8 protein-coding genes are annotated in these 11,604 nt (G+C 51.7%); 3 read left to right on the forward strand and 5 right to left on the reverse strand.

Features of this window, described 5'->3' with window-relative positions:
- Positions 1-65 precede the first annotated feature (65 nt).
- The 5 genes from infA to trxB all read right to left on the reverse strand — a co-directional run bounded on the left by infA (position 66) and on the right by trxB (position 5,910).
- Positions 66-284 (reverse strand): translation initiation factor IF-1, encoded by a 219-nt coding sequence (gene infA, locus GBAG_RS06280; protein ID WP_002211347.1) that lies wholly within the window; start codon positions 282-284, stop codon positions 66-68.
- A 291-nt stretch (positions 285-575) separates the two neighbouring features.
- Positions 576-1,268 (reverse strand): leucyl/phenylalanyl-tRNA--protein transferase, encoded by a 693-nt coding sequence (gene aat, locus GBAG_RS06285; protein ID WP_034494296.1) that lies wholly within the window; start codon positions 1,266-1,268, stop codon positions 576-578.
- A gap of 55 nt (positions 1,269-1,323) precedes the next feature.
- Positions 1,324-3,045 (reverse strand): heme ABC transporter ATP-binding protein/permease CydC, encoded by a 1,722-nt coding sequence (cydC, locus tag GBAG_RS06290; protein ID WP_034494298.1) that lies wholly within the window; start codon positions 3,043-3,045, stop codon positions 1,324-1,326.
- On the reverse strand, positions 3,045-4,811 hold the full coding sequence (cydD, locus tag GBAG_RS06295) for a heme ABC transporter permease/ATP-binding protein CydD (RefSeq protein WP_034494299.1): 1,767 nt from the start codon (positions 4,809-4,811) through the stop codon (positions 3,045-3,047). Before cydD ends, cydC begins: the two co-directional genes overlap by 1 nt.
- A 130-nt stretch (positions 4,812-4,941) precedes the next feature.
- On the reverse strand, positions 4,942-5,910 hold the full coding sequence (trxB, locus tag GBAG_RS06300; protein WP_034494301.1) for a thioredoxin-disulfide reductase: 969 nt from the start codon (positions 5,908-5,910) through the stop codon (positions 4,942-4,944).
- Between the two features lie 502 nt (positions 5,911-6,412).
- On the opposite strand from trxB, the gene lrp reads away from it, so the two are divergent.
- The 3 genes from lrp (at position 6,413) to lolA (ending at position 11,597) form a co-directional block, all read left to right on the forward strand.
- On the forward strand, positions 6,413-6,907 hold the full coding sequence (lrp, locus tag GBAG_RS06305) for a leucine-responsive transcriptional regulator Lrp (protein WP_000228469.1): 495 nt from the start codon (positions 6,413-6,415) through the stop codon (positions 6,905-6,907).
- 121 nt (positions 6,908-7,028) lie between these two features.
- On the forward strand, positions 7,029-10,823 hold the full coding sequence (locus tag GBAG_RS06310) for a DNA translocase FtsK 4TM domain-containing protein (RefSeq protein ID WP_034494303.1): 3,795 nt from the start codon (positions 7,029-7,031) through the stop codon (positions 10,821-10,823).
- A 162-nt stretch (positions 10,824-10,985) separates the two neighbouring features.
- The gene (lolA, locus tag GBAG_RS06315) at positions 10,986-11,597 is read left to right on the forward strand and encodes an outer membrane lipoprotein periplasmic chaperone LolA (protein ID WP_034494305.1); all 612 of its coding nucleotides are present in this window, start codon (positions 10,986-10,988) and stop codon (positions 11,595-11,597) included.
- Positions 11,598-11,604: the final 7 nt, after the last annotated feature.

Below are 11,604 nucleotides of genomic sequence, written 5' to 3' on the forward strand. Positions count from 1 at the left end.
AACCTGGCCTTTTCATTACTAAACTGTCTGCGCCGCATGTATCTATGCAGCGCTAAATAAAACTATCAGCGACTACGGAAGACAATGCGGCCTTTGCTCAGGTCGTACGGGGTCAGCTCTACAGTGACTTTGTCACCCGTCAGGATGCGGATATAGTTTTTACGCATTTTACCGGAGATATGAGCGGTTACCACGTGCCCGTTTTCCAGCTCAACGCGGAACATGGTGTTAGGTAACGTATCAAGAACGGTACCCTGCATTTCAATATTGTCTTCTTTGGCCATCTAATCCTCGAGGGTATCACTACCATAGTTTTGAACCGGCAAGATAATGCCCAAGTTCACGTATCATGTAAAGAATTGTTGGTGAAATCACCAGCGAAAGTGCAATTTGCACATTACCCAAAACCCACTCAAAAGCTGCACGGATTGTGCCTGCGATGAGGGCTGCGAAGAGATAAACGATGGGTTGTCCCTGTTAAAGCTAATCCCAAACGGCGGCGGGGTAATGAGCAGAGCTCACTCTGCGGGGCTAATTATAACACTCTTAACAGTAATGTGCCGTAAACATTATCGTTACGACAGGATTTGTGGCACCCAACAATACGATGCCAGATGTTGTGGACGAAATATCGACAAATGTTCCAGATATTCCCGACGCGGAATTTCAATCGTACCTAAAGATGCGGTATGCGCGTTAAGAACCTGGCAATCAATCAATTTCCCGCCATAGCTTAGAAAGTGTTGGCAGAATACCAGTAACGCAGTTTTGGATGCATTTTCCCGGCGGCTGAACATCGATTCACCGCAAAATAATGCACCTTGCGCCACACCGTACATTCCACCAACCAGTTCGTCTCCTTCCCAGACTTCAATAGAATGAGCGTGGCCTAATTCGTGCAGTCGCGTATAGGCGTCGATAATTTCGGGTGTAATCCATGTGCCTTCTTCACGGTCATCTGCGCAGTCGCTGATGACACGCTCAAAAGCATGGTTGAGCGTGACACGATAGGGCGAGTCGCGATGGAAGCGCTTCATACTGCGACTCAGATGAAACTGTTCCGGGAAAAGCACCGCGCGCGGATCGGGCGACCACCATAAAATCGGGTCGCCTGGCGAGAACCACGGAAAGATGCCGCGTTGATAAGCCATCAACAAACGAGCTGGACTTAAATCACCGCCAAGTGCCAGTAACCCATTAGGTTCACGCAACGCGCCTTCCGGGGAAGGGAAGGCGATTGAGTCACGAGAAAGCTGAATAAGGCGCATGACGACACGGCTCCACGGCTAGCAATAATTATTGATAATAGACCAATTACAAAGGCTACAAACGCTGATGAAAATGATAATAACGACCCGCGCTAGCCATCAAATCTGCGTGATTACCTTGCTCAATAATTTGCCCGTTGTCCATCACAATTATGTTGCCGAAATCAGCCAATCCGCGCAGGCGATGAGTGACCATTAAGACGGTTTTCTCTTTGGTCACTTCTGCCAGTAAATCAAGTATTTGACGCTCAGTTTCTGCATCCAGACCTTCGGTCGGTTCATCGAGCAAGAACAGCGGAGCATCATGTAATAACGCACGGGCAATGGCCAGGCGGCGCAGTTCGCCACCAGAAAGCTGGCGGCCACCTTCACCCAACCAACTATTAAGACCTGAATCGTCTAACAACTTCTCCAGACCCACGCGGGTCAAAACTTGCTTCAGCTCATCATCGCCGGCGTCAGGTGCGGCGAGTAGAAGATTGTCGCGCAGTGTGGCGCTGAACAAATGCACACGCTGTGACACGACGCTGGTTGAAGTACGTAAAGCCGTTTCATCGAATTGGCTGAGCGCCTCACCATTAAGACGAATTTCGCCCTGCTGGGGTTCCCAGGCGCGGGTCAGCAACTGTAGCAGTGTCGATTTTCCGCACCCGGTTCGACCCAAAATAGCGACGTGTTGACCGGCTTCAACCTGCAACGAAATATCACGCAGCGCCATTTGCGACTGTTCGGGATAAGCGAAGCTGAGGTTGTGAATCTCCAGTGCCACACGCTCAGGTACGGCATGAGTTTTCTCGGTGAAAATAACCTCGGGTTTCTGGCTGGTAATTTCAGTCACGCGCAAGGCCGAAGCAATCACTTGCCCCAAATGCTGAAACGACCCGGTGACGGGAGCCAGTGCTTCAAACGAGGCGAGTGCACAGAACACAAACAATGCTATCAGCGCACCTGGCGTAGTATTTCCACCCACACCTGCGGCGGCCATCCACAGCATCAGAATGACGGCGATTCCGCTAACCAGTAGCATAACTGCCTGCGACAATGCCGTAAGTTCAGCCTGGCGGCGTTGCGCTTCTTGCCAGTTGTCTTCGCTCGCTTCAAGCTGCTGGCGATAACGTTGTGTCGCACCGAAAATGGTCAGTTCCGCGTGGCCCTGTAGCCAGGCTGTAAGCTGCTGGCGATATTGCCCCCGTTGTACGGTAATCGCTTCACCGGTTTTTCTGCCCGCAAAATAGAACACGGGTGGCAGCAGAACTAATGTAGCCAATAAAATGCCGCCGAGCGTGAGCGCCAGGTGCACATCCAGCCAGCTTAATCCGAACGTGACGACCACAATCACGACAAATGCACCGACCAGAGGTGAAATTACGCGCAGATAGAGGTGGTCTAAGGTATCAACATCGGCGACCAGACGGTTAAGCAACTCACCCTGGCGAAAACGAGCCAACCCGGCAGGGGAGAGTGGTAGCAATTTGCTAAAGGTGGAAACTCGTAAGTGCTGGAGAACGCGGAAAGTCGCATCGTGGCTCACCAGTCGCTCAAAATAACGGCCCGCGGTACGGGTAATCGCGCCGCCGCGAACACCTGCGGCAGGCAACATGTAGTTGAAGCTATAAATGCCGGCCACGCCGACTACCGATGCGGCGGAGAGGAACCAGCCTGATAGTGTCAGCAGCCCGATACTGGCTAAGAGAGTAATAATCGCCAGCACAACGCCCAGCATCAGTAACCATTTATGGCGGCAATAAAGCGCAAGATAGGGGAGTAGCGCGCGCATTAAATTTCCTCCTGGCGATGAGTCAGTAACGTTGCAAACGGGCCTTCCTGAGAGGCCAGCGTTGCGTAATTTCCTTGTTGCACGATACGTCCATCACGCATCACCCAAACCTCGTCCCAATCGTTGATGTAATCTAACTGGTGCGTCACCATCAGGGTGGTTTGCTGTCGGGAGGCATTGCCCAACGCTTCCATTACACGCTGTTCGCTATGGGCGTCCAGGCTTGCGGCAGGTTCATCGAGCAATAACAATCCACATGGCATTAATAAGGCGCGCGCGACGGCAACTCGTTGTGCTTGTCCGACGGATAAGCGTGCTGCTGATTCACCTAATGGTGTATCAATCCCTTGCGGTAACAGTGGCAGGAATTCATTGACTGAGGCTTTTTCTAACGCAGCGGCTAGTTGTTCGGCGTTGGCATCAGGCACCGCTAAAAGCACGTTCTCACGAATAGTGGGGGCGGGGAGTTGCGGGTTTTGTCCGACCCAACTCAGTTGTTCGCGCCACCATTTTGGGTCCAGCTCTGAAAGCTCAACCCCGTTGACCAAAAGCTGACCCTGGTAAGGTAAAAATCCAGATATCACATTAAGCAGAGAGCTTTTCCCGGCACCGCTTTGCCCAACCAGCACCACGCGCTGCCCGGCAGAAAGGGTGAAGTTCAGCGGGCCGGCGAGTGCTTTCTCTTCGGTCGAAAGAATCACCAAATCACGCGCTTCGATGCTGACAGGTTCGTTATTGTTGAACCGTGCACAACCTTGTTTACGCTGTTGTAGCGGGGCATCAAGGAAAGTCATCAGGCTATCCGCTGCACCGACGGCCTGCGCTTTTGCATGATAAAAAGTGCCTAAATCGCGTAACGGTTGGAAAAACTCAGGAGCCAGAATCAAAGCCAGGAAACCAGCAAATAGGGTTACGCCAGTGCTGTAATGGCCAAAATTCAACTCACCTAAATAAGAGAAGCCGAAGTAAACCGCGACGACTGCGATGGATAGCGAGGCAAAGAATTCCAATACGCCTGAAGACAGAAATGCGAGGCGCAAGACTTCCATTGTCCGCTGGCGGAAATCCTGAGAAGCCGCACGAATATTCTCGGTTTCGGCATTTCCACGATTGAACAAGCGCAACGTTTCCATGCCGCGCAGACGGTCAAGGAAATGGCCGCTCAGACGCGCCAGTGCCTGGAAGTTACGACGGTTAGCATCTGCGGCTCCCATCCCTACCATCGCCATAAACAGCGGGATCAGTGGTGCTGTACACAGCAGAATCAGCGCGGCAACCCAATTAGACGGGAAAATCACGATCAAAATCAGCACCGGAACCATCACCGCAAGCGACATTTGCGGCAGATAGCGGGCATAGTAATCGTGCATATCTTCAATTTGTTCCAGCACAAGCGTAGCCCAACTGCCCACAGGCTTGCCCTGAATCCAGGCGGGGCCAGCCTCATGAACGCGGTCGAGCACTTTGCGCCGAATTTCTTGCCGTATGTGCAACCCGGCGTAGAAACCCGCTTTTTCACGCAGCCAAACCACCCATGCGCGCAATACAAAAATCAGTATCAGGATGACAAAAAGCAGAAGCAGCGCTTCGCGAGGAATGTTTTCCATGATCATGTGCTGCAACATCCGGGCTAAAAGCCAGGCTTGAGCAACAATTAAAAGTCCACTGATCAAACCCAAAACGCGGGAAAGTCCTAACCAGCGGCGCGAAATAATGCTTTGTTGTTTTAGCCAACGGCTAAGTTCTTGTTGACGGGTTTTATTCATGGTTGCCAGTGCAGGTAAATGATGAATTATCAGGCAAAATTTGCGGGCAATGTTACAACGCAGACAAAAGAAAGGCGACTTATTCAGTCGCCTTTACGTATCTTCAAACTGTCGCTATGGATTACGAGAGTTACTTATTCTGTTCGGCCAGACCGTCCAGGTAGCGCTCGGCATCCAGTGCGGCCATACAGCCCGTGCCTGCAGAGGTAATCGCCTGGCGATAGATATGATCCATGACGTCGCCTGCCGCGAACACGCCAGGGATGCTGGTTTGTGTTGCGTTGCCGTGAATACCGGACTGCACTTTGATGTAGCCGTTTTCCAGCTCGAGCTGGTCGGCGAAAATTCCGGTGTTCGGGCTGTGTCCGATTGCGACGAACAGACCTGCAACTTCTAACTCTTCAGTCTGGTCAGTATTGTGTGCATCGCGCAGACGCAGACCGCTCACACCCATCTGGTCACCGGTTACTTCATCGAGCGTGCGGTTAGTGTGCAGCACGATATTGCCGTTCTTCACTTTCTCCATCAAACGATTGATGAGGATTTTCTCGGCGCGGAAGCTATCGCGGCGGTGAATCAGGTGCACCTCAGAGGCAATATTTGCCAGATAAAGTGCTTCTTCAACCGCAGTGTTACCCCCGCCGATAACCGCAACTTTTTGATTGCGATAGAAGAAACCGTCACACGTTGCGCAGGCAGAAACGCCACGGCCTTTGAACGCCTCTTCGGAAGGCAGACCCAAATAACGAGCAGAAGCACCCGTGGCGATAATTAACGCGTCACAGGTGTATTCGCCGCTGTCGCCTGTCAGACGGAACGGACGGTTTTGCAAATCCACTTTAGAAATGTGATCGAACAGAATTTCTGTTTCGAATTTGGTCGCATGTTCGTGCATGCGCTCCATCAACGCTGGGCCTGTCAGGTCATTAGGATCGCCAGGCCAGTTCTCAACTTCAGTTGTTGTGGTCAACTGGCCACCTTTTTCCATCCCGGTAATCAAGACGGGCTTGAGGTTAGCGCGAGCCGCGTAGACTGCTGCGGTATAGCCCGCAGGGCCGGAGCCAAGAATTAGCAATTTACTGTGTTTAGCGGTGCCCATGAGATCCTCATTGTTCGTTGGCAGTCAATCGAGGGATTGTAGGGAATTTGGCGGGTTAAAAAAAGGGTGCAACGGTGGTGATGGGTAATAGTGTTAACGATATGTGCAATAGTCGTGTTCAATCAATCCCTGCAAATGAATAGAAAGCGCATAGAAATCCATCAGAACAGGGTAATTAGTCACGCCACTAAAGTGATGAATAATCGTCAAGTCGCCGGGATATATGGCACGTTCCACTAATTTTCGATGTTTTGCTTTGACAATCCGCTAAGCATTTGCGAAAACATTCGAGGAAGAAAAACATTTGGTGTGAGAGCAGTAAAATAATCACGCATACCTGATGCAATTTTACCGGGTTATTGAAATCTACTCATGGCGTGGACAGACGCCATGAGTGATGTCGATAGCGGCCATTGGGCACCGGTCTTCTCACGTACACTCGGAACATTGACGTTGACCGGGTTATGGCAGGTGAAGGAAGGAACAAAGAGAGACAATAATAATGGTAGATAGTAAGAAGCGCCCTGGCAAAGATCTCGACCGCATCGATCGTAACATTCTGAATGAACTGCAGAAGGACGGACGTATTTCCAACGTCGAGCTTTCGAAGCGAGTAGGGCTTTCACCGACTCCGTGCCTTGAGCGCGTACGTCGTCTGGAACGACAGGGTTTCATTCAGGGCTACACCGCTCTGTTGAACCCGCATTATCTGGATGCATCACTTCTGGTTTTTGTTGAGATTACTCTGAATCGTGGCGCCCCGGATGTGTTTGAGCAATTTAACGCCGCAGTTCAGAAACTTGAAGAAATTCAAGAATGTCATTTGGTATCCGGCGATTTCGACTACCTGTTGAAAACCCGTGTACCTGATATGTCGGCGTACCGCAAATTACTAGGCGAAACCTTGTTGCGACTGCCGGGTGTGAACGATACCCGTACGTATGTAGTGATGGAAGAGGTCAAACAGAGCAATCGTCTGGTTATTAAGACCCGTTAACACGGGCCAGGTGCAAAATCTGCGTATTTTGGTTACACTCCTGGTAATTCATACAGCAACAGTGCCGGGAATGCCCGGCACTGTTGCTCTCCATATTTATTAAGGACCTGGAGAGTCTTACTTGAGCCAGGAATACACCGAAGAAAAAGAAGTTACATTGAGGAAACTCAGCAGCGGGCGTCGTGCGTTAGAGGCGTTACTGCTTCTTGTTGCCATTTTTGCCGTCTATTTGATGGTGGCGTTGCTCAGTTTTAATCCTTCCGATCCGAGTTGGTCACAAACCGCATGGCACGAACCTATCCACAATCTGGGTGGAATGCCAGGTGCGTGGCTGGCCGATACTCTGCTATTCATCTTTGGCGTGATGGCCTACACCATACCGGTAATCATTATTGGTGCGTGTTGGTTCACCTTCCGTAACCGTGATAGCGAAGAGTTTGTTGATTACTTTGCCGTTTCCTTACGCCTGATTGGTGTATTGGCAATGGTACTTACGGCCTGTGGCCTGGCGGCGATAAACGCAGATGATATTTGGTACTTTGCCTCAGGTGGCGTGATAGGGAGTTTGCTCAGCACCGCGATGATGCCTTTGCTTAATAGTAGCGGCGGCACAATTGCCTTGTTGTGCGTTTGGGCGGCAGGTTTAACCCTGTTTACCGGCTGGTCCTGGGTCAGTATTGCAGAGAAAATTGGCAGTGCGACATTAAGCGTGCTGACTTTTGCCAGTAACCGTACGCGCCGGGATAACACCTGGCAAGACGATGATTACGACTACGAAGATGAAGAGCATGGTGATGAGCACGCTCCGGAAGTGGAAAAGCGTGAGTCTCGTCGTGCGCGTATTTTGCGTGGTGCATTAGCACGTAAGCAGCGTATATCTGAGAAATTCTCCAATCCTAACGCGCGTAAAACAGACACTGCGCTGTTTTCTGGTAAGCGTATGGATGATGCGGAAGATGACGTTTTATTCTCGGGAAATAAAGCGACGCTGCCTGAGGACGACGTTTTGTTCTCAGGGAATAAAGCAACACTACCTGAAAGCGACGAATACGATCCGTTATTACACGGGCAGTCTATCGTTGCCCCGGTTGCGGCAACTGCCGCCGCTGCAATGGCGAACCCTGCCTATGCCGCTCCCGTTATGCCAACCGCGACCGTATCACCAGTAGCTGCTCCGGCACCAGAAGTGGATCACCATCCCGCTATTGCCTGGGAACCTGCGCCTACTACGATGACGCCTGAACCCGTTATTGCGCCTGCGCCTGAAAGTTACGACGCGCCTCACGCGACGGATCAATATCATCCGCAATATTCTGCGCAACAAAATCCGCAGCAGCATCCGCAGCAAGTCACCAGCCATTGGTCAGAACCGGCTGCGGAGCAACCTTTTGTTGAACCGGCTTACTATGAACCAGAGGCTCCAGAGCCTGTTGTTCAGCCTGAGCCTGTTGAAGAATTCAAACCCGCCGTTCGCCCGCCGCTGTACCATTTCGAAGAAGTCGAAGAGCGTCGTGCGCGTGAACGTGAGCAACTGGCAGCCTGGTATCAGCCGGTAAACGAACCTAAGCCTGACCCTTATGGCTATGACAGTTCTCCAGCTTTTGCATCAACAAGTTCTACGGACGCTTCGCGGATTGAACCACCGGCTATGCCTCAGGGGATGTCCAACGTAATGCCGGAAATTCCGATCGTGCCAGCCCCGGATATTCCGCAAGGTGTTAAAGATGCTGCAAAAGTCGCAGGTGTTGCGGCAGCGTTTAGCCCGGTGTTTAGTATTGCCAGCGACGCGCCTCGTCCTCAGGTTAAAGAGGGGATTGGCCCGCAGTTGCCACGTCCAAATCGTGTGCGCGTACCGACTCGTCGTGAGCTTGCGTCCTATGGCATCAAGTTGCCTTCTCAGCGAATGGCTGAAGAAGAAGCGCGTCGCCAGGGCGGGATGGATATCGAAGACGACTATGCTGACGATGCCGAGGAAATGGAACAGCAGGAACTCGCTCGCCAGTTCGCGGCCCAGCAACAGCAGCGTTATGGTGAAGAGTATGAAGGCGATGCGACGCAGCAAGATGAAGCTGAGGCTGAACAGGCAGAATTAGCTCGCCAGTTTGCAGCGCAGCAGCAACAGCGTTACTCCGCGGAACAACAGCAACCAACACAGCAACAGCCAAATAATGTGCCGTTCTCACTGGATGATTTTGATTTCTCACCAATGAAAACGTTAGTCGATGATGGCCCGAGCGAGCCATTATTTACGCCGAGTCCGGTTGAAGCACCAGCTCCTGTTCAGCAACCGCAAAGTTGGCAAGCCGCGCCGCAGTCGCATGTGCAGCAGCAACCGCCAGCACCTGCTCCTGTTGCAGCACCTCCGGTACAAGAAAGTTTGATTCATCCATTCCTGATGCGTAATGGGGACGATCGTCCACGGCAGCGTCCAACAACGCCATTGCCATCGCTGGACTTGTTGACCTCACCGCCAGCAGAAGTGGAGCCGATTGACACCTTCGCGTTAGAGCAAATGGCTCGCCTGGTGGAAGCTCGTCTTGCCGATTACCGGATTAAAGCCGATGTGGTGGATTACTCTCCAGGCCCGGTTATCACCCGTTTCGAGCTGGATTTAGCGCCAGGTGTTAAAGCCGCTCGCATTTCTAACTTGTCTCGCGACCTCGCGCGCTCGTTATCAACGGTTGCGGTGCGTGTCGTTGAAGTTATTCCAGGCAAACCCTATGTGGGCCTTGAGTTACCAAACAAAAAACGCCAGACCGTTTACCTACGCGAAGTTCTCGACTGCGCTAAGTTCCGCGAAAGTGCTTCTCCGTTAACGGTCGTCCTGGGTAAAGATATCGGTGGCGAACCGGTGATTGCCGATCTGGCGAAAATGCCACACTTGCTGGTTGCGGGTACAACCGGGTCCGGTAAGTCTGTTGGCGTGAACGCCATGATCCTCAGCATGTTGTATAAAGCGACGCCTGAAGAAGTGCGCTTTATTATGATCGACCCGAAAATGCTTGAGTTGTCAGTGTATGAAGGCATCCCACATCTGTTAACGGAAGTCGTAACGGATATGAAAGATGCGGCCAATGCATTGCGCTGGAGCGTGAACGAAATGGAACGCCGCTACAAACTGATGTCTGCTCTGGGCGTTCGAAATCTGGCAGGTTACAACGAACGTGTGCTGGAAGCTGAACGCATGGGTCGTCCAATTCCAGATCCATTCTGGAAACCCGGCGACAGCATGGAAGTTTCCCATCCAATGCTTGAAAAGCTGCCGTATATCGTTGTGTTGGTTGATGAATTTGCTGATCTGATGATGACGGTCGGTAAGAAAGTGGAAGAGTTGATTGCTCGCCTGGCACAGAAAGCGCGTGCTGCGGGTATTCACCTGGTGCTGGCCACTCAGCGCCCATCCGTTGACGTTATTACAGGGTTGATCAAAGCGAACATCCCGACGCGTGTGGCGTTTACCGTCTCAAGCAAAATCGACTCGCGAACCATTCTTGACCAAGGTGGCGCTGAGTCGCTGCTGGGAATGGGTGACATGCTTTATTCCGGGCCGAACTCGACGCTGCCGGTACGTGTTCATGGCGCGTTTGTCCGTGACCAGGAAGTCCATGCTGTGGTTCAGGACTGGAAAGCGCGTGGTCGTCCACAATACATAACGGGTATCACTTCCGATAGCGAAAGTGAAGGCGGCGCAGGTGGCGGGATTGACGGTGATGAAGAGCTTGATCCGCTGTTTGATCAGGCAGTTTCCTTCGTGGTTGAAAAACGTAAAGCGTCTATTTCCGGTGTTCAGCGTCAGTTCCGCATTGGCTATAACCGTGCAGCCCGTATTGTTGAACAGATGGAAGCGCAGGGGATCGTGAGTCCGCAAGGTCACAACGGTAATCGCGAAGTGCTTGCACCACCGCCATTTGAGTAACTTTTTGCATCAGAGCCGCCGTTGCGGCTTTTATGCAAAGAAGGGTAAATTACCGGAAAATCAGCTTTTTCTTCTGTTGCTCCCAAGCAATTCTCCACTAAAGTGGGCAACAGAAATGCCACAGTGCAGTCGCTATGTGGCGCATGAATTTAAGGGATCGTAATGAAGAAAATCGCTATTACTTGTGCTTTATTGACTGCTCTGACCGCAACTGCTGCCTGGGCTGACGCCGCGGGCGACCTGAAAACGCGTCTGGATAAAGTCAGCAGCTTCCACGCAAGTTTCACACAGAAAGTCACCGACGGTGGCGGCGCTGCAGTGCAAGAAGGTCAGGGTGATCTGTGGGTTAAGCGCCCGAACTTATTCAACTGGCATATGACTCAGCCTGACGAAAGCGTCCTGGTTTCCGATGGGAAAACATTGTGGTTCTACAACCCATTTGTTGAGCAAGTGAGTGCCACCTGGCTGAAAGATGCGACTGGTAACACTCCGTTTATGCTGATTGCGCGCAACCAAAGCAGTGACTGGCAGCAGTACAACATCAAACAAAACGGTGATGATTTTATTCTGACGCCTAAAACCAGCGCCGGTAATCTCAAGCAATTCACCATTAACGTTGGACGTGATGGAACCATCCATCAGTTCAGTGCTATTGAGCAAGACGATCAGCGCAGCAGCTACGCGTTGAAATCTCAGCAAAATGGCTCGGTGGATATGAGCAAGTTTACGTTTACCCCGCCTAAAGGCGTGACGGTGGACGACCAACGTAAGTAGAGGTATG

Source organism: Buttiauxella agrestis ATCC 33320 (assembly GCF_000735355.1).
Taxonomy (GTDB): domain Bacteria; phylum Pseudomonadota; class Gammaproteobacteria; order Enterobacterales; family Enterobacteriaceae; genus Buttiauxella; species Buttiauxella agrestis.

Bases quoted from the DNA above. Each gene is read 5' to 3' on its own strand.
- aat (WP_034494296.1), bottom strand. From the start codon at position 1,268: ATGCGCCTTATTCAGCTTTCTCGTGACTCAATCGCCTTCCCTTCCCCG.
- cydD (WP_034494299.1), bottom strand. From the start codon at position 4,811: ATGAATAAAACCCGTCAACAAGAACTTAGCCGTTGGCTAAAACAACAA.
- lrp (WP_000228469.1), top strand. From the start codon at position 6,413: ATGGTAGATAGTAAGAAGCGCCCTGGCAAAGATCTCGACCGCATCGAT.
- lolA (WP_034494305.1), top strand. From the start codon at position 10,986: ATGAAGAAAATCGCTATTACTTGTGCTTTATTGACTGCTCTGACCGCA.
- trxB (WP_034494301.1), bottom strand. From the start codon at position 5,910: ATGGGCACCGCTAAACACAGTAAATTGCTAATTCTTGGCTCCGGCCCT.
- cydC (WP_034494298.1), bottom strand. From the start codon at position 3,045: ATGCGCGCGCTACTCCCCTATCTTGCGCTTTATTGCCGCCATAAATGG.
- infA (WP_002211347.1), bottom strand. From the start codon at position 284: ATGGCCAAAGAAGACAATATTGAAATGCAGGGTACCGTTCTTGATACG.